Genomic DNA, 17,867 nt, shown 5'->3' with positions numbered 1-17,867 from the left:
CAACGGACCAGCCGCCAACGACGTGAAGATCGAGGTAACCGATGTCCGCAGGATCTGTCCCATCCGGATATGAAGTCAGCGATCCTGGCTTCCCGACCAAAGAAGAGAATTACCTGACCAACTCCAAGGGCATCCTCAGCTGGATGTTCACGTTGGATCACAAACGCATCGGCATGATGTACCTGGTGGGTGTTTCGGTCGCTTTCCTGGTCGCCGGCTTGTTGGCGCTGGGCATCCGGCTGCACCTGCTGGCACCGGACGGCTGGCTGTTCAACCAATCCATCTTCCAATGGCTGGCTCCCGAGAAAGCTCCCAACGACATCTACAACCAGGTGTTCACGTTGCACGGGGCGATCATGGTGTTCCTGTTCATCATCCCCAGCGTGCCGGCGGCTCTGGGCAACTTCCTGGTCCCGGTCATGCTCGGTGCCAAGGACGTCGCGTTCCCGCGGTTAAACCTCAGCAGTTTTTATCTGTGGGTGGCCGGTGCGGTCTTCTTCGTGATGGCTCTGCTGGCCAGCGGCTTGGACACCGGATGGACGTTCTACACGCCCTACAGCACCACGACCGATTCGTCGGTGATCCTGGCGACCACCGGCGCATTCATCCTGGGATTCAGTTCGATTTTCACCGGACTCAACTTCATCGTCACGATCAACACGATGCGGCCGCCGGGGATGACCTGGTTCCGCATGCCGCTGTTCCTGTGGGCGACGTACGCGACCAGCATCATCCAGGTCCTGGCGACTCCCGTCTTGGGGATCACGCTGCTGTTGCTGATTGCCGAACGGACCATGCATATCGGGATCTTTGACCCCGAATACAACGGTGACCCGGTCACGTTCCAGCACTTCTTCTGGTTCTACAGCCACCCGGCCGTGTACATCATGATTTTGCCGGCCTTCGGCATCATCAGCGAACTGATCAGTGTTCACTCGCACAAACGGATTTTCGGCTACCGCTTCATCGCGTACTCGTCGATCGCCATCGCGTTGCTGGGCTTTCTGGTGTGGGGACACCACATGTTCACCGCCGGCATGAGCCAGATGACCACCATCATCTTCAGCGCCCTGACGTTCACGGTGTCGGTGCCCTCTGCCATCAAGGTGTTCAACTGGTTGGCCACGATGTGGAAAGGCTCGATCAGCCTGACCACGCCGATGATGTACGCCATCTCGTTCATCTTCCTGTTCACGATCGGCGGTTTGACCGGACTGCACTTGGGAACGCTGGCCACGGACCAGCACTTGCATGACACGTACTTCGTCGTGGCCCACTTCCACTACGTCATGGTCGGCGGAACCCTGGTCGCTTTCCTGGGCGGCGTGTTCCACTGGTGGCCAAAAATGGTCGGCGTGATGTACAGCGAGCTGGGCGGTCGGATCTCGGCCGTGCTGGTGTTCCTGGGATTCAACCTGACCTTCCTGCCCCAGTTCGTGTTGGGCAGCCGCGGGATGCCCCGCCGGTACGCCACATACGATCCCGAGTTCCAAAGCTTGCACGCGATGAGCACCTATGGCGCATTGCTGTTGGGCGTTGGCCTGTTCTTCGCTTTGGGCGTGTTGATCCATTCGCTGCTGCGTGGCAAACGGGCGCCGGCCAACCCGTGGGGCGGTGCGACGCTGGAATGGAACTGCACCTCGCCGCCTCCGTTCTACAACTTTGACCGCGCACCGGTCGTCGGTGACCCCTACGAATTTGGTGACATCGTCTGGGATTCGGTCCAGGAGCGTTACGTCAAGATCGAACCGAAACGCGAAGTCGTCCCGGAAACGCCGGCCGAGCAGCCGGCGCACGCTGGCGGCAAAGACGAATAATTTATTCCTCGCCATCTCGGCCGGGTCGATCGTCAAACGCTTGAGAGCATGACGAGCACCGCCGCGAGATGAAACGATCCTTTCCAATCCACTTTCCTTTCGCTTGCTCGACCCATTCATGGCTACCACCGACGCAGGGCACACATCGGACGTCCACGTGCATGAGGGGCATGATTCCCATGATCATGACCACCCGTCCTACCTGGCCCACCACTTCGACACGCCGGAGCAGCAGTTTGACAGCGGCAAGCTGGGCATGTGGTTGTTTCTGGTGACGGAAATCCTGTTCTTCAGTGGGATGTTCTGTGCCTATGCGATCTTCCGGGCATGGCGCCCCGAGGTGTTCGAAGGCTGCAGCCAATTCCTGAACACGAAGTTGGGTGCGATCAACACCGGCGTGCTGCTGTTCAGCTCGTTCACGATGGCGTGGGCCGTCCGTTGTGCTCAATTGGAGGAGCACAAGAAGTTGGCATCGCTGCTGGCAACGACACTGTGCTGTGCGATGGTCTTCTTGGGCGTCAAAGCGATCGAGTACTCACACAAGTGGCATCTCGGTTTGCTGCCGGCCGGTCTGTTCACCTACGACCCGGCCAATCCGCACCCGGAAGGTGGCCCCAATTACTTGGCTTACATTTGTGCCCCGTTTGCGGTCGCCACGATTGGCGTCGTGATCTGGCTGGTCGTTGCCTTCATCCGGGACGCCAAGTTCCAGGTTGCCGTCGCAAAACCGCTGGTCTTCGTTTGCCTCAGCTTCTTCGGCGGTGTCGGGCTGGGCATGATCTTGGAAAGTGGTGAGACCCCGGAGCATCATGGTTCCGATCATGTCGCCGCCGTCCATGGCGATGCCGAGCATGGTGAACACAGTGGCGCGGAGCATGGTGACGCGGAGCATGGTGATGCCGAGCACGGTGATGCCGAGCACGGCGACGCCGAGCACAGTGACACCGAGGACAGTGAGGCAGAACACGGCGAAGGTCAGCAGGGCGACGCGACGGATCCGGAAGCCGCCGACGTTGCGGAGGTCGAATCGACGGACCCTCAACCGGTCGTCCTTCAGGACCCGGGTTCGATGATGCGAGACGAAAGCGACGATCTGGTCGTACTGGAACGGCTCGCCTCCGACGCGACCAACACCGGTTTGCAGGACGAACTGTCCGCCCGACGGGCGCAGTCACAATTGTCCGAAGGAGCGATCACTTACGACCGCACCGATGACAGCAGTGCCACCATCGCTTCGACCGACGACAACGTGCTCCGCCCCAGTCGTGCCGGCGTGTTCTTTAGCATTTACTACTGCATGACCGGCGTGCACGCGATTCACATTTTGGCCGGCGTGGGCGTGTTGATTTGGTTGCTGGTCCGGGCGATCCGCCAGGATTTCAACCGCAACTATTTTGGCCCCGTCGATTATGTCGGTCTGTACTGGCACTTGGTCGACTTGATTTGGATCTATCTGTTCCCGCTGATGTACCTGATTCGGTAGCCCTCGCTCGCGACTGAACGGACGACGCCCCCCGCGGGCTTTTACTCGAATTCCTGACAAAGAAAGAACTCGCCATGTCGGCACACGAGAATTCACCGGAAGGCTACGACTTCGCCCACCCGCTACCGCTGCCGTTGTTGTTCGGGGTGTTTTTAATCCTGGTCCTTTTGACGATCATCACCGTCGCCCAGGCCAGTTTCGATCTGGGCAGTTTTGACGTCTTGATTGTGATGGCGATCGCGACGATCAAAGGTTTGCTGGTGGCGGCATTCTTCATGCACCTGGCTTTCGACAAACCCTTCAACATCCTGTGCTTCGTGTCCTCCTTCGTGTTCGTCGGGTTGTTCATCATGTTCACCCTGTTCGACAACCGGGCGACCAACCAGGATGACATCCCGGTGATGGACGATGCGGTGGTGACGGCCCCGGCGGAAACCACTTCGGCCGCGATGACCACTGCGGGCACCTGACTGACGGCGGTTTCTCTACAGACGGCTGACGTAGCGGCAAGCTATACTGGTAGATCGGCCGCCTTTTGACGACGGCGGTCCCTCTCCGCGCATCGTCGGCCCGTTGTGACCCGCAAATCCGATTCGACCGTTCCGCACGCGCGTTGGCGTGGCGGCGCCGCCCGAGCTGACGACCCGATCGCTCGGTCGGCCCAGGCATCCGGCGCCGCGGCACCCAACTCGGTTCCACCGGAAGGCCCGCCGCGGGCAACGGCGTCCCCCCTGCCCAGCGATCAAAACGCCGACGCCCCAAGCTCCGGCGACTCCGCTGTCGATTCGCGGCCCTCGGACGCTGGTCCCAAACAACGACGTTCGCTGTTCGCTTCGCTGGATTCCATCCGCGTCTCGTCCTGGCTGGCCAGCTTGATCTTGCACTTGGCGGTTTTAATCGCGCTGGCTTTGCTGACCTACCGCTTGCACGGGAACCAGCAAGGCGTCGCCATCGACGGGGCGCTGACCGACCACTCGGTCGAATCGACGTTTCAAAGCATCGCGGATGATCCGCAGCCCAAACGCGGTGACGGCCAATCGACCGAACAGCCGATCCAAGTCGAAGTCATTCAACAGTCGGCAAACTTGGCCACCGCCAAAGCACCGGTCCCGCAGATGACCGACCCGGTTCCTGCCTCGCTGCTGGCGGAACTGCAGTCGGGCGGCACGACCTCCGATTCCATCCGTCAGTCGTTCTTGGGCGGTGGCGGAATGTCTTCTCGCACACCGGAAGGTCGAAAGAAGTACGGCGATCTGTTCGGCGCGACCGCGGAAAGCGAGACGGCCGTCGAGAATGCGCTGCGTTGGCTGGCCGCCCATCAGCGCGATGACGGGTCGTGGTCGTTTGATTTGGAACTGTCGCCCTGCGACGGCCGTTGCTCGCACGGCAAGCCAAAAAACGAGAACACGCCCACCCCCGCGACCGCAGCGACGGGCTTGGCCATGTTGGCTTTTCTGGGCGCCGGGTACACGACCGAAAGCGGTCCCTATCAGGAAACCGTGCAACGCGGCTGGTACTACCTGAAAAGTGCGGCGATCGAAACCGAGAACGGCTTTGATTGGCAACAGAGTGGCAGCATGTACGGTCACGGGATTGCCATGCTGGCCATGTCCGAACTGTTGGGGATGACGCGTCGCGGTGACGACTACGATTCAGACCTGCTGCATCATGTTGACCGTGGAGCCTATTTCACCAGCATCGCGCAGCATCCCGGCGGCTCATGGGGTTACGCACCGGGCAGCCCCGGTGACACCACGATCACCGGATGGCAGGTGCTTTCGCTGATGACCGCCCGCAAGGCCGGGATCCAAATGCGTAGCGACACGTTTGACAAGGCCAAGGGGTTCTTGATGAGTGTGCGAGAGTCACCCGCCTACGCCTTCGGCTACCGGGAACCGGAAGCCCAACCAACCACGACGGCGATCGCGCTGACGTTGTTGATGTATTTGGGTCAAACGCCCGGAAACACGTCCTTTGACCAGGCGATCGACAAACTCGCGGCGGACGGCCCGACACGGACCAATGTCTACCACGATTACTACGCGACACTGGCACTGCACCACTGGCGACATCGCGATTGGGATCGGTGGAACACAGAACTTCGCGACCACCTGGTGCGTACTCAAGCGACGGAGGGACACGAAGCCGGCAGCTGGCACTTCAAGGACCGCTGGGGGGACGTCGGCGGCCGACTGTACACGACCGCGATGTGCACGCTGACGTTGGAGGTGTATTACCGCTTCCTGCCGCTGTACGCGAAGCCGGATCATTTCCCGCTGTAGCCGATTCGCCGGCCGCGGTCGCGGTCGTCGCCACGAATGCACGACGGCCGACCGAGACGAGAACGCCCGCGCTTTGTCGGCACCGCCGGGGCGCCGCCCCCTTCGCCGCGTCCCATAGACTGCGTCCAACCCTTTGCGTGCGGTACACTTGCCCCACGCCGCGCGACGTTGACAGGCCTCGCGCAACGTTGACAGCCCCGAACGAACCTTTCCAGCGGCATGCACGCAAGCCCGTCCATCACCTTCGCCTCGAACAAGAATCCGATGAAACATCGAATATTCATGGCCGTCGTGGTCTGTTTCGCCCCACTGGGCAATCAGCTTTTGGCACAGACCGATCAAAACAACTCTCGCACGGAGCAAAGCAACATGAACGATTCTGTTTTACTGAAGCCCTGGACGGGTCCCTACCAGGGCGTTCCGCCTTGGAACCAGGTCCGTCCCGATGAATTCGTCGCCGCCTTCGATTCGGCGATCGCGTCCGCCGAAGACGAAATCGATACCATCGCCGAGAACCCGAAACCGCCCACGTTCGAGAACACCGTTGTCGCGATGGAACAAGCCGGCGCGGCGCTGGATCGACTGGATGCCATTTTTGGCGTCTACACCTCCAATTTGAATCTCGGATCAATTCCCGATATCGAACGGGTGGTCGCGCCCAAACTGTCGGCACACTCGGACCGCATCTACCAGAACGACAAACTGTTCGCCCGATTGAAAGCCATCTACGAGAGTGACGAAAAGGATTCCCTGACCACAGCCCAGCAGCGTCTCGTTGATGACCTTTACAAAACGTTTGTCCGCCAAGGAGCCATGCTGGACGACAGCCAGAAAGCTCGCTTGTCACAGATCAATGCCCAACTGGCGCGACTGTTCACGGACTTCAGCCAAAACGTTTTGGAAGACGAAAAGCGGTTCGTCACTTGGATCGAAAACGAATCGGATCTCGCCGGCTTGCCCGACAGCGTGAAGGCCGCCATGAAGCGCGCCGCTGCCGAGCGGGGCAAACCCGATGCGTGGGCGGTCACCAACACGCGTTCCTCGATGGACCCGTTCTTGACCTACTCCGAGAACCGTCCGCTGCGAGAAAAGGTTTGGCGGACCTACTACAACCGCTGTGACAACGGTGACGAACACGACAACAATGAATTGATCACGGAGATCCTGAGCCTGCGCCGTGAGCGTGCAAAGCTGCTCGGTTATCCAACGCATGCGCATTGGCGGCTGGAGTCTTCGATGGCGAAGACGCCCGAAGCAACCATGGAATTGATGCAAAAGGTCTGGCCGAAAGCCGTCCAGCGGGTCCACGAAGAAGTCGCCGACATGCAGAAAATTGCGGACGCGGAATTGTCTGGTGACGACGCGATCACGATTGAGCCTTGGGACTACCGTTACTACGCGGAAAAAGTTCGCAAGGACAAGTACGATCTGGACTTTGGCGAGGTCAAGCCGTACCTGCAACTGGAAAAGCTTCGCGAGGGAATGTTCTTTGTCGCCGGTGAACTGTTCGGGTTGTCGTTCGAACCGGTGACGGACGTGCCGGTGTTCCACCCCGACGTTCGCGTTTGGCGAGTGCTGGATCGTCAGGGCAATGACGTCGGCTTGTGGTACTTTGATCCCTACGCCCGCGACGGCAAGCGCAGCGGTGCCTGGATGACCGCGTACCGTGTCCAAGAGAACATCGATCACCCCATCACCCCCATCGTCTCCAATAACAGCAACTTCATTCCCGGCGGTGACGGCGAAACGGTGCTGATCTCTTGGGACGACGCGGTGACGCTGTTTCATGAATTCGGCCACGCCCTGCACGGGTTGTGTTCCGACGTGACGTATCCGTCCCAAGCCGGAACGTCGGTCCCTCGCGACTACGTCGAATTCCCTTCCCAACTGTTGGAGCACTGGCTGGACACCCCGGAGGTGATGCAACAGTTCTGCGTGCATTACCAAACGGGGAAGCCGCTTCCGCAAGAATTGATCGACAAGATCAAGAACGCTTCCAAGTTCAATCAGGGCTTCGCGACGGTGGAATACCTGGCCAGCGCGATCGTGGACATGAAGCTCCACACCAGTGACCGCGAGCGGATCGATCCGGACCAGTTCGAGAAGGAAACGTTGCAGCAAATCGGGATGCCCAACGAACTGCCGATGCGTCACCGAACGCCCCACTTTTCCCATATCTTCAGCAGCGACAGCTATTCGGCTGGTTACTACAGTTACCTGTGGGCGGACGCATTGACCGCCGACGCAGCCGAAGCGTTTGAGCAGGCCGGATCGTTCTACGACCCCCAGCTTGCCAAGAGCCTGCACGAGAATGTGTTCAGCGTCGGCGACACGATCGATCCGGCGGACGGATTCCGTGCCTTTCGGGGACGCGACGTCGACACCTCGGCGCTGCTGCGAAAACGCGGCTTCCAGTGACAGACCGTTCGCGCGGCGGCGGACCGTTCTCCGCCGTCCGCTTCGCACAATTCGCGGCAAAACATCGAACCAAGATCGGACCGCGAGTGACGCTGTAGCCGGATTGCCGGCGGATTGAAGGTTGGACGAGACAGGTTTCCCACCGGGCGAGGAGGGAAAATTTGACGCCGCAAAAGCCATCGGTGAGAATGACCCGGTTGCGTGGAGTCTTACCGCGCCGCAAGAGCACCGAGGGAGCGGCGAGAACAAACGGGGGTTCCCCCAGCCGACCGAAGGTCCAGAAAGGCAAGTACGCCCTTCCACCCACCGATCACCCTTCGTCTCCGGTGCGCAATAAGTTCTGGCGACGAGCCAGTCTCGTGCTCGTGCTCAGTTGCGCAGCGACGGTGCTCGTACTCGTAATCGGAATCAGCCCTGATGAGCGCGCAATCCTTCGACCATGAGCGTCTTGACGTTTACCGGTTGTCGATCGAATATGTCGCCGCGTCATTTGACGCTTCGCAATCGCTCGCCGGTCGGCATCGCCATGCTCGCGATCAGTGGCTTCGGGCCGCTCAGTCCGTCCCGCTAAACATCGCTGAGGGCAACGGGAAACGAAGCCGCAAGGATCGCGCCCGGTTTCTTGATATCGCTCGAGGTTCTGCGCTCGAATGTGCTGCAGTCCAGGATGTGCTGGTGGCTACCAAAGGCATCAAAGTTCAAGATGATGATGCAATGAAGGCAATGTTGCATCGAATTGTAGCGATGTTGACTCGGATGGCGATGAAATTCGACGGTGTCGCGGAGTCCGGCGTGGGGTACGATGCCGATTTCGATGACGAGCACCGCTTCGCTGAGCACGAGCACGAGCACGAGCACGAGCACGAGCACGAGGTGGGGACTCAAGCAACGCCAGAACCATGGGATACAACGGAGCGGCGGAGTCATGTCTCTTCGTGAGGTGAAGATCGTGCGCCGCCGCCCGCTGATCCCGACCGATAACCCGTCGACCTCGGCGATCTCAGCGCCCAACTATTCAGCATTTCGTGCCTCTGCCATGGAACCCAATCCTCCCTTTCGCGGTACATGGAGATGAACCTGTCAAAAACACAGCAACTTGCGCGTGCGATACTGCCGACGACTTGGTACGAAGCAATCCGCGATTCTTCCGAACGATGGATGATTCAATGCACGAAATGCGCGTCGGAACGGTCAGTCTGGAGTGTCGGAGGAATTCGTTGGGGTGCTGTAGCTTATGGAAAGCGCCTCGCCGTGCACTGCTCGTCATGCGACAAGGTGGTCGCCGCGAAACTACGATACGTGAGCGAGGATTGCTTAAGTAAACAGTCCGACGACTCGTTGGAACAGCTGAGCTCGCAGCGTGCCAATGAGGAAAAGCGATAACCAACACACCAACTGAAGCACGCGATCGGGGTGCTTCGACGACGGCACATCAACGGTTCTTCTGTAGTTCCGCTGGCCCCCGCGACAGCCGTCCATAAATTCTCGATGAGCAAAACGCTTTGATCACTTCGACGTCGTTTCCATTCGAGCAGATCAATCGCTACCGAGACCGGAATAGTTGACGCGTTGTCGCTGAGATTGGGTGACGCTCCTCGAATGCCGTCGTAGGCCCCTGGCAAACTTGACGCATCGCCATGGCCTGCAACCGGACGCGGCACAGCATTCCTATCAATGCCTGCCAGCTAAACACCCAACGTTCGTCGGCTGATCAGTGTTGGCCCCAGTCGGGTGATCAGATACCCTGACCGCTGAATCACTTTCTCAACTTCAAACGAAGGATTGAATCATGAGACTGCCTGCTACTCTCTCGTCGGTCATTCTGGTATTCGGTCTGGCGGTTTTCGCAACTCAGCGAGCCTCCCTTGCTGCGGATAGCGGGACAGAGAAGGCCAAGACGATTTCGACCAGAGTTTACCTGGTGAGTGATTTTCCCGTGTGGACTTCAGATAAGAAGTTCGATCCATCGGTACTGATGCGACTGATCCAGGCGTCCGTGACCCCATCGGACTGGGAAGGTGAGAGCGGCGATTCAACGATGGCCCCCTACCCGAAAAACGCTTCTCTCGTGATATCAACAAGCACTCAGAATCACGACAGGATTGTTGATCTTTTTGAATCGATGCGTTCTAAAAAATAGCGCAATCGGCGATGAACCAAGTTGCAACCGAGGCCGCCAATTGATGCTGTTGAAGTGGCAGGTCTTCAGCGCGGCCCCGGTGACCGCTGTTGCGCTGGCTCCTGCCCTTCCGCCAACGCAGGAAGGCGAACCATGAAAAACCCGAATCGTCGTGCTCTTGTTGCGAATGCGATTGCGGGATCCGTGCTGGCCAGTGGTGTCCTTCACGCTTCGGATGAGGACGCCGGAAAAAATGGCGACAAGATGTGGACGCTCGAAGGAGAGCTGAAGGTCCACCCGAAATTTGTTTACCGCTACTATCTCATGATCTTGGACGGGCAGAAGTGCGCACTCTACGGTGCGGATCACAGCCGCGATCCCAAACCGTTGGCATCGGTACAACTTCCGGCCCGTGTGCGGGTGCGAGGTAAGCTCGGTACAGAACACCATTCTGGCGGCACGAGAGACAACCCTTCGCCATTTCCAGTGGGCTGGTGGGTGTATATGAACGTCCACGAGGTCGAAGTGTTGAAATAGTCGATGGATCGAAATGGTGAATTCCCTACCCGTCGTGGGTGAAGCGGGACGTTGCATCGGGAGGGCATTTTTCGACGATGAGCGACCACGACAGCAAGCAGTCGACAGGCCTGCAGTTTGGAATCAGGCACGCATTCGCTGCAATTGTTTTGTTCGCGGGACTGTTTTTCGTTGCGAAGCCTCGATACCCTTCCGCCCCAACGATTCCGGCTCAACGAGCGTTGAACCAGTTGCAAGCGAACAATATCGAGTCGGCTTTTTATTACTCCGATCACAACTTTGCCTATCTGACCACGAAAGTGTGGATTCCCATCGGAGAGAATCAGCAAGCGAGCCTGGTGAGAGTCAGCGACCCGGAGTTCACTTTGACATCCGAGTTTGAAGCTGCCGGAGTTCCCTGGTCCGTCGCCGACGACTCCCCCACACTCTGGATACTCTGTTTTGGGACCGCACTCATCGTCGCCATGGGGTGCATCGGTCGCGTGATCATCGCACAACGCCGGAACCGCAGAATCTAAGTGGAGATCGCAGAACCAAACGACGGACCGGAGAGTGGCCTGCTCGCTCACTTGCTCGCTGGAAATCAGAAAGTCCTTTTTCCGTCCTCGGTAACGCCGTTCCCCAACCAGGTGCCGATACGATGCGAAGATTTCGGTTTGGCTTGAAGACGATCTTGGCGATGACAGCTGTCGTTGCTGCGTCATGCTTTGCCTATCGAAAGTATCAATCTCACCTTGAACGTGTTCAACTTCGCCGGCTTCGCGACGGCTTCTTGAGGTGGACGGAATCAACCGATCGCAGCGACCGTAAAGTGCGTTCTTACTTCAATCTAAATTCTGCGGCCGATCTGACGATTGTCACGAACTCAAGAACACGCCAACCCTTTGTCGTGGCGAATTCACAATTTGCGGTCCGGGCGGGCTCGACCCCCGGATTGGTTTTCGGACCCATGTTAATAAAACGACCGGATCCAAATCGTTTCTATGTGTATCCAGCGAAGAAGTGGGTCGAGACTCCGGACGAGGTGATCGACGAGTGGAACGCCTGGCACCGCACCAAGTACTGAATTAGGCCCAGGATGAAACGCACGTGAAGGTGACGGTGGGGTTCCTTCGTCTGCTTGTGATTCCTACCCTCGTCCCCCGTGATTCCTCGCTTTACCGCGAAACGGAAATCTTCGTGGAAGTCAACGCAATGAAGCAGTCGTTCTTCGTCCTGGGCATTACTGGCGCATTCGCACTAGCGTCGACGCTGTTTGCCTGGGCAGACGGCGGCAAACAGGAAGATGTTGCCTGTGCGATTGGAGGTGTCGCCGGGTTTGCGGCAGCCAACGGAATGGTGCTTGTTTTCCGCAGATTCCAAGGCGTTGGCGATTCAGACCACGTGGACTCGCCGGAGATTGGGTTTGCCTATGGCGTTTTCGCCATCGCCTTCTTCTCTTTCATCGGATGGCTGACGGGTTATCTTCATGAACATGGCGATTTTGCCGGGACCGTCTGCGGGGGTCTGGGAGGATTTATTTTGGCTGTCATCGTTCCCACGCTTCATCGATCGCAATTCATGGCTTGGCGACGAAAACTCCAACTCGCCCTGTCAGTTCTTGCATTGGGAGCACTACTCAAAATCGTTTGGGCAATGTACGAGCACGAATTCGTCAACAGATAGTCCGGATGCCCTCGGTTGCGAAGATTCTGTGCGGCGGTGATGCAGTATCTGATTTCGACGCCAGCAGAATCACAGCTCGACACCCCGGCTTAGACTTACTTCTCTATCATGACGATACCGGGTGGTGGAAAGCAGTCACGTCGGATGATTCGGTGCCCCCGATTCCGCGAGTCGAGACGATTCAAGAAGGGAAGACCGTTCCGCGATCGGGTGATTGCAGACATTTGCTGGACATACCCATTGAATTTGGAACTCGTTGATGCGAAACATCACAACAATTGCGGCCACACTCGCTTTGGCCTTTGCAATCACAAGCGTGTTTGCACTGCGGCCCTCTCGTGCGAATGACACCGAACGATCGACGCCGCACTTTCGCGTAAAGGTCTTCGATGTCATTGGCAGCGAAGACTCCGTGGTCAAGCAGATTCGGATTGAATTGGAACCAAACTCTCGTGCCAAGATCAAATCCGACAAGAAGGGTGCCGGGGGATTGTCTGCTTCTGCGGGTACCGTCGCTGGCCAACCAGAAATCGGTGTTATCACCGTGACCGTTCTCGTCGATCACATTGAATGGAACGCTGGCAACGTGAACGCTCTAAAATTTCTGATGTCGATCGACGGCAACGGCTCCAAAGCCCTGATGTCTGATTCCGGGCCGATGGTCTCGGGAAAGACAGTGAGCGAATTGCTCACCGTCTTGTTGAAATCTGGAACTTACGAATATGGCACGGGCGTTCCAATGCTCAGATTCAAAGACAAGATTTACTCACTCACGGTAACGGCACCATCCTCCAAACCGTGAGTGCCACCGAGCAATCCAATGCACCCGAGCGGCGAAGTCGGGCGGTTACCTCAATTCGGTCGAGGAGACTCTCGATGCCTGGAATCAAGTGGGTCCTTCCGGTGATCGTCAGTTTCGTACTGTTGACGTCGCTTTCGCAAACAGTGTTTGCCATTGTGGTTCCAATTGAGTCAATCGATGGCATCCACCACAGCCTCTCTCCGGAGCTCCCTGAACCGATTCGCAGGCAAATTGAATCCGCATTCAAGGGCGAGAAATCTAAGTACACTAGGGGCACCTGGACCAACGCAAAGATTACCCTGCGGTTTTCAGGCGACACCCTGGCAGTCAACGCACTACTGGATCAGCTCGCAAAGTGCCCGTCGATTACAACTTCTGTGTCCTTCAAGGCACTGAGCGACGATTGCGACTGGAAAATCATCAATGACACTCGGCGTTCAGGTAAGCGAGTCGACGTGATTTTGAACCTCGATTCCCCACAGATTCGGCTTGAAGAATTGACGATCCCGCCAATCCCTGGCCCCGAATGATTCATCGAAGCCTTCTTGATTGGACAGCGCCATTTTCAATCAATAACACCGTGATTTGCCGTGCAATGGGCGGCGTGGCGTTGGCCGCCGGTTGAGACAAAAAGACCCGCGGCTAGCGCCACGCGGCTCAACCAAAGCGGCGCTGTCCCGTTACTCCCGGATCCTGATTGCTTGCCCCGCAACCTTTTCGTGCGATGAAAATCGAACCAACTTCCAGACGACAAACGAAAGGGGAAGGCTCCATTTTGACAGCCGAAGAAGCGATACCAAAAAGTCATTCGAAGCTGCGGCGTCTCTTTTCCCCGCTCAGGATCATCTGCCTGGCTGCAGGCCTCGCGTTCGCGGCCTGGGCCGTCTCGGACCTTTCCTTCAGCAAAAACCCCACGCTCACCCAGATCTTGATTGGCGGATCGATATTGGCGGTTGCTCTCGGTCTGGTCGCGTCACCCTACCTTGTGATCTATGCCGCCGCTGGCGACGCGTCCAGCGGTGCGTCCAAGAGCATCTTGGCAATCGGGCTTCTCGCCATCATCCTCTATGGAGTCTGGGCATTCAGCAAATCGGATGATCACCCCGAGGCTTCGCTGGGATTCTTCATTGCTCCGATCCTTCAGCTTCTTTTTGGAGCATTGCCCTTGGTGGTTGTTGCGCGCACGCTGGACAGATTCTCCTGATTGCGGTGCCTGCACCCACCGGACGACGCCATTTTGGGTGAGCCGCGTGGCGCGCGCGGCGGGTTCTCTCGCATCGACCGGCGGCAAGCGCCTTGCCGCTCATTGCACTGCAAATCACCGTATTTTTGATTAAAAGTGACGTTGTCCAGCTAACGACGATTGGACTGGCAGCACCATTTGCGTGGCCGGTTCGTCTGCGCACCGGCAACGCTCAGCTTCGTGAATCGCCCCACTTCGAGCACGGACGCCCAACTGTTTGGTCACGGTACTGGAATCGGCAGTCACACCGGCCACTCCCCGAAAGTCATCTCCGCCGCCCGAAAATCGCTGACAATCTTCGATTGGAATGAGATCACCGCTCAAGTACTCACTATCCACGGCTCTGGGGTACCCGACATGCCCAGCTTTTCACTGATGCGTCGAATCCCTCGAGCATCTCTCTTCCACCACTGCAAGAACTGAAGTGTTGCCACACGCTCATCGGAATCTCCAATCGCCAGAATTCGGCGGTTGCGATCGTTCGCACCGGGGAAGTATCCATCCTTGAAAAAATCGGCGCCCAGTATCACGCAACTTTCTGCCAGTGCTGCTGGCGCCCCTAAGTCTTGGGACGGCCAACTTTCAAGCTGAGCAGGAGAATCGCAGATGAGTTTTTGGGCCATTGTTCTAATCACGATCGGAGTGGTCAGCATCGCCGTGTCGTTTCGCCGTTCGAAGTATTCACCGGCGGACAACGATTTGCTCGCAATCACCCAATCCATGTCAGATGAATCGATTTGCGAACAATTAAACACCCGTCGATGGAGAGTGGATGCAAAGCTCGGAGTGCAATTTGGCATGGCCTTCATTGCCATGGGCTGCCTGTGGCAAACAATCCTCTGCCTGTATTGGATCTAGTGCCGACTCGCGGGGTACAACCGGTGCACCGCGCTGCGGAGCCCCAGCGGCTTCTTTCCGTCATCCGACACGGGCTGTGCGAAGCTTGTCGATCCTTCGAATGTTGATCCTGACCGCCTTTGTGGCTTCCGCTCTTGCAGCGCTGAAGCTCTCGCCCGTCTTCGGGCTGGTCCTCTGCGCCATGATCCCTGGATGCGTTGTCACGACTGCGTCCAACCTACCCGCAAGAAGACCATGGCTTGCTGCATTGCTTGCTGGATTGCTTCCGGTCTACATCCTCGCTTCGGGGCCGCTATTAGCTCTGGCAGAGCTCCTGTATCAAAACACCTCGGGGAAATCGACGTGGGGGTTTTGGCTTCACCGAGCGATCTTTCCCGACGTCGTGTTCTGGAATCCTGACTTCTTGGTCGGGCGGCGACTTATCATGTATGTTCATTGGTGGTACGAGCTGGCTGGCGGATAACGGCGAAAGGCCCGAAAACCGGGTTTGCCAGGTTTCTGAATAGGGAACCAAACGTCAATCCTCAGCGAAAGCAGAGACGCTTTTCACATTTTGGATGTCGAATCCCTACGCACCACCAACGACGGAGCTGACTTCGACGGAAGTGACATCGGGGACGACACGCATTCGCCGCGGACCCGCGATGGACATTGTCGGCTGTGGGCTTCTGGGTGGATTTGCAGCCGTCCCATTCCTCGCGCTTCACAACCCGCTTGGGTTTGCCACAGTGCTCGTCGGCTGCATTTTCGGTGGTCTCGTTTATCGGTTTCGATCGCGAGACTGGCCCCATGACCCCTCGATTCCACGGCGGCAATTATGGTATTCGGCGCTTGCAGTTATCCTTCCACCGGGCGTCCTGTTCCTGCTTGCCGGACCACGTGGCCAAGGCCCCGGGTTCATCGTGATCGGATTGGTCATCGGTGTATCAGTCGCTGTTGGGATTCTCATCAGCGGGACGCGGCGACTGAATGCAACGCGAGAGGCAGCCGAGCAATCGGACGGACGCGAATCGCGGACTTGAATGATTTTTTTGGGACGGCCGTTCTCGGCGGTCGCATGCCGCTCATTGCACTGTAGATCACGGCTTTTGATTGGTCGCCGTTTCACGACAGAACCATGATTCCAACCAGTTTGCCGGCCTATCTGGCTGATCTTGTACGATCAGAGCTTGAGTCGGACGAAGCAATCCTTTGGTCGGATACTCCGATCGCAAGATTCTTCACCGTAAAGTCGACGGGCACGTTTGTCTTCGCGATACCCTGGACGCTGTTCAGCCTCTTCTGGATCGCGGGCGCTTCCGGTTTTGCAATGCCAAAGTTTGTTGGCTGGGTAGATCTGTTCCCGCTCTTTGGCGTCCCGTTTCTGCTGATCGGTCTTGCGATGCTTTGCTATCCCATTCAAAACTATCGGAACGCTTTTCGGACCTGCTATGTGTTGACGAACCGCCGCGCCTTGACCTTTGAACGCGAATGGGGCCGAACCGTGATTCGAAGCCTTGCCCCGCGACAGCTAACGGTCGTCTACCGAAAGCAGGCCGTGGACGGATCCGGCGACGTGATTTTCAATGCCAAACGATGGAAGGACAGCGACGGGGCATCGCATTCCGAGGAGATCGGATTCATCTCAATCGCCGATGTTCGAGACGTTGAACGAAAGCTGAAAGCAATGGTTGACACGCATCGTCGCCGGGCGGTCGGGTAGCGAAACGTTGAACGCAGAGCCGCCTCGGGCGCGTTTCTGAAATCATCCACGGGCTCGCGGCGGCCCATTCGTCGAAAACTCCATTGGTGAGAAGAGTGATGCATGCTGCCGCCTGGGAAACCCATCGAATCTGCCTGCGATCGGCTCCGACGAATGCACCCGCAGCCGCGGGCGACGTGTACGATCGCACCTGCCGAACCAACTTCAATGAACCGGGTTTTTGTGTTCTGAACCTGGGGAGCGACATCGACTCGCACACGTTCCGGCGATTCATGGTCGACCTCAAATTGGCGATGGCCAATCTCCACGCATTGGCGACAGGCAACACACTCGCGTTCGTCTGGGCGTCCCGCTTTGACCAGCAGAACTCAACAAAGCCGCACGTCGACGGCGGACCGAGCGAGAACTTTTTGATGCTCGGATACGAACCGAGTTCGGTACGGTCGGAGCTGGAGATCTCTGACTACTCCAAGTGCGCCTTCGATCTCGGCATCACTCCCGACGAGTTCTTGCTGAAACACAATCCGATGTTTCAAGCAGGTTACGACCTCCTTCGTCCCTACACCGTTGCCATTCCATGCTTCGCGGAAGCTGACTACCAGATTGTTTGCATCAACAATTCCACAACCGCGTACTGCGAGCGCAACCCGGCATGGCAAGGCAACCTGCACACGGCAACCGTACCGATTCCCAACGAATCTCAACTGCGTGTCATCAATTCCATGATGATTGCGTCCGTGCCCGCTGGAACCGGAGACTCGATTTCCGCGGCCGACGTCGATCAATTCATTTCAACGACCGAAGTCCGCCGTCGCGGGTACGACAAGCTGCATTTGGATGACAAAAATGAATCACGCGACGAATCTCCGCCGCGGAGTTCCGTGCGGCGGGATGATTGAAATCGGATTCGCCGCGTCCCCTGGATCGCTCCTGTTCGCCGC

General features: G+C 57.7%; 17 protein-coding genes. 16 read left to right on the top strand and 1 reads right to left on the bottom strand.

The annotated features are described in order from the left end of the window. Positions 1 to 41: 41 nt before the first annotated feature. The 13 genes from FYK55_RS00555 (at position 42) to FYK55_RS00490 (ending at position 14,327) form a co-directional block, all read left to right on the top strand. The gene (locus FYK55_RS00555) at positions 42 to 1,817 is read left to right on the top strand and encodes a cytochrome c oxidase subunit I (RefSeq protein ID WP_150074056.1); all 1,776 of its coding nucleotides are present in this window, start codon (positions 42 to 44) and stop codon (positions 1,815 to 1,817) included. Positions 1,818 to 1,935: 118 nt separating this feature from the next. Then, positions 1,936 to 3,300: a cytochrome c oxidase subunit 3 gene (locus FYK55_RS00550; protein ID WP_150074055.1), complete on the top strand. Its 1,365-nt coding sequence runs from the start codon at positions 1,936 to 1,938 to the stop codon at positions 3,298 to 3,300. A 74-nt stretch (positions 3,301 to 3,374) separates the two neighbouring features. After that, complete coding sequence (locus tag FYK55_RS00545) at positions 3,375 to 3,770, top strand: cytochrome C oxidase subunit IV family protein (RefSeq protein ID WP_150074054.1); 396 nt, start codon at positions 3,375 to 3,377, stop codon at positions 3,768 to 3,770. 105 nt (positions 3,771 to 3,875) lie between these two features. Continuing rightward, a complete protein-coding gene (locus tag FYK55_RS00540) occupies positions 3,876 to 5,582 on the top strand; it encodes a hypothetical protein (RefSeq protein ID WP_150074053.1) in 1,707 nt (568 codons plus the stop codon). A gap of 264 nt (positions 5,583 to 5,846) precedes the next feature. Further along, a complete protein-coding gene (locus tag FYK55_RS00535; protein ID WP_390621696.1) occupies positions 5,847 to 8,000 on the top strand; it encodes a M3 family metallopeptidase in 2,154 nt (717 codons plus the stop codon). A gap of 417 nt (positions 8,001 to 8,417) precedes the next feature. Beyond that, the gene (locus FYK55_RS00530; protein ID WP_150074052.1) at positions 8,418 to 8,939 is read left to right on the top strand and encodes a four helix bundle protein; all 522 of its coding nucleotides are present in this window, start codon (positions 8,418 to 8,420) and stop codon (positions 8,937 to 8,939) included. An 850-nt stretch (positions 8,940 to 9,789) separates the two neighbouring features. Then, a complete protein-coding gene (locus tag FYK55_RS00520) occupies positions 9,790 to 10,140 on the top strand; it encodes a hypothetical protein (RefSeq protein WP_150074051.1) in 351 nt (116 codons plus the stop codon). 132 nt (positions 10,141 to 10,272) lie between these two features. Further along, positions 10,273 to 10,656, top strand: coding sequence for a hypothetical protein (locus FYK55_RS00515; protein WP_150074050.1), 384 nt, complete (start codon positions 10,273 to 10,275; stop codon positions 10,654 to 10,656). A gap of 221 nt (positions 10,657 to 10,877) precedes the next feature. After that, a complete protein-coding gene (locus tag FYK55_RS00510; protein WP_150074049.1) occupies positions 10,878 to 11,174 on the top strand; it encodes a hypothetical protein in 297 nt (98 codons plus the stop codon). 571 nt (positions 11,175 to 11,745) lie between these two features. Then, positions 11,746 to 12,321 (top strand): hypothetical protein, encoded by a 576-nt coding sequence (locus FYK55_RS00505; RefSeq protein ID WP_150074048.1) that lies wholly within the window; start codon positions 11,746 to 11,748, stop codon positions 12,319 to 12,321. A gap of 259 nt (positions 12,322 to 12,580) precedes the next feature. Next, entirely contained in the window at positions 12,581 to 13,123 is a 543-nt protein-coding gene (locus FYK55_RS00500; protein ID WP_150074047.1) for a hypothetical protein, read from the top strand. Between the two features lie 74 nt (positions 13,124 to 13,197). Further along, a complete protein-coding gene (locus tag FYK55_RS00495) occupies positions 13,198 to 13,653 on the top strand; it encodes a hypothetical protein (RefSeq protein ID WP_150074046.1) in 456 nt (151 codons plus the stop codon). A gap of 167 nt (positions 13,654 to 13,820) precedes the next feature. Further along, the gene (locus FYK55_RS00490; RefSeq protein WP_161604226.1) at positions 13,821 to 14,327 is read left to right on the top strand and encodes a hypothetical protein; all 507 of its coding nucleotides are present in this window, start codon (positions 13,821 to 13,823) and stop codon (positions 14,325 to 14,327) included. A gap of 359 nt (positions 14,328 to 14,686) precedes the next feature. Here the strand turns inward: FYK55_RS00490 and FYK55_RS00485 are convergent, their stop codons facing one another. Beyond that, a complete protein-coding gene (locus FYK55_RS00485) occupies positions 14,687 to 15,088 on the bottom strand; it encodes a hypothetical protein (protein WP_150074044.1) in 402 nt (133 codons plus the stop codon). A gap of 236 nt (positions 15,089 to 15,324) precedes the next feature. Between FYK55_RS00485 and FYK55_RS00480 the strand changes: the two genes are divergently transcribed. The 3 genes from FYK55_RS00480 to FYK55_RS00465 all read left to right on the top strand — a co-directional run bounded on the left by FYK55_RS00480 (position 15,325) and on the right by FYK55_RS00465 (position 17,825). Continuing rightward, positions 15,325 to 15,687, top strand: a complete 363-nt coding sequence (locus FYK55_RS00480; RefSeq protein WP_150074043.1) for a hypothetical protein — start codon at positions 15,325 to 15,327, stop codon at positions 15,685 to 15,687. 846 nt (positions 15,688 to 16,533) lie between these two features. Further along, positions 16,534 to 16,926 (top strand): hypothetical protein, encoded by a 393-nt coding sequence (locus FYK55_RS00470; protein WP_235908316.1) that lies wholly within the window; start codon positions 16,534 to 16,536, stop codon positions 16,924 to 16,926. Positions 16,927 to 17,024: 98 nt separating this feature from the next. Then, positions 17,025 to 17,825 (top strand): hypothetical protein, encoded by an 801-nt coding sequence (locus tag FYK55_RS00465; RefSeq protein ID WP_150074041.1) that lies wholly within the window; start codon positions 17,025 to 17,027, stop codon positions 17,823 to 17,825. The last annotated feature ends 42 nt before the right edge of the window (positions 17,826 to 17,867 follow it).

Source organism: Roseiconus nitratireducens (genome assembly GCF_008629675.1).
Taxonomy (GTDB): domain Bacteria; phylum Planctomycetota; class Planctomycetia; order Pirellulales; family Pirellulaceae; genus Stieleria; species Stieleria nitratireducens.
The sequence above is the reverse complement of the archived record's forward strand: the minus strand, read 5'-3'. Positions and strand labels throughout refer to the sequence as shown.

What these genes read in the sequence shown, in the direction of transcription:
- FYK55_RS00555 (WP_150074056.1), top strand. Translation starts at nt 42, where the DNA reads ATGTCCGCAGGATCTGTCCCATCCGGATATGAAGTCAGCGATCCTGGC.
- FYK55_RS00550 (WP_150074055.1), top strand. Translation starts at nt 1,936, where the DNA reads ATGGCTACCACCGACGCAGGGCACACATCGGACGTCCACGTGCATGAG.
- FYK55_RS00545 (WP_150074054.1), top strand. Translation starts at nt 3,375, where the DNA reads ATGTCGGCACACGAGAATTCACCGGAAGGCTACGACTTCGCCCACCCG.
- FYK55_RS00535 (WP_390621696.1), top strand. Translation starts at nt 5,847, where the DNA reads ATGAAACATCGAATATTCATGGCCGTCGTGGTCTGTTTCGCCCCACTG.
- FYK55_RS00530 (WP_150074052.1), top strand. Translation starts at nt 8,418, where the DNA reads ATGAGCGCGCAATCCTTCGACCATGAGCGTCTTGACGTTTACCGGTTG.
- FYK55_RS00520 (WP_150074051.1), top strand. Translation starts at nt 9,790, where the DNA reads ATGAGACTGCCTGCTACTCTCTCGTCGGTCATTCTGGTATTCGGTCTG.
- FYK55_RS00515 (WP_150074050.1), top strand. Translation starts at nt 10,273, where the DNA reads ATGAAAAACCCGAATCGTCGTGCTCTTGTTGCGAATGCGATTGCGGGA.
- FYK55_RS00500 (WP_150074047.1), top strand. Translation starts at nt 12,581, where the DNA reads ATGCGAAACATCACAACAATTGCGGCCACACTCGCTTTGGCCTTTGCA.
- FYK55_RS00495 (WP_150074046.1), top strand. Translation starts at nt 13,198, where the DNA reads ATGCCTGGAATCAAGTGGGTCCTTCCGGTGATCGTCAGTTTCGTACTG.
- FYK55_RS00485 (WP_150074044.1), bottom strand. Translation starts at nt 15,088, where the DNA reads ATGGATTGGGTGATTGCGAGCAAATCGTTGTCCGCCGGTGAATACTTC.
- FYK55_RS00480 (WP_150074043.1), top strand. Translation starts at nt 15,325, where the DNA reads ATGTTGATCCTGACCGCCTTTGTGGCTTCCGCTCTTGCAGCGCTGAAG.
- FYK55_RS00470 (WP_235908316.1), top strand. Translation starts at nt 16,534, where the DNA reads ATGCCAAAGTTTGTTGGCTGGGTAGATCTGTTCCCGCTCTTTGGCGTC.
- FYK55_RS00465 (WP_150074041.1), top strand. Translation starts at nt 17,025, where the DNA reads ATGCATGCTGCCGCCTGGGAAACCCATCGAATCTGCCTGCGATCGGCT.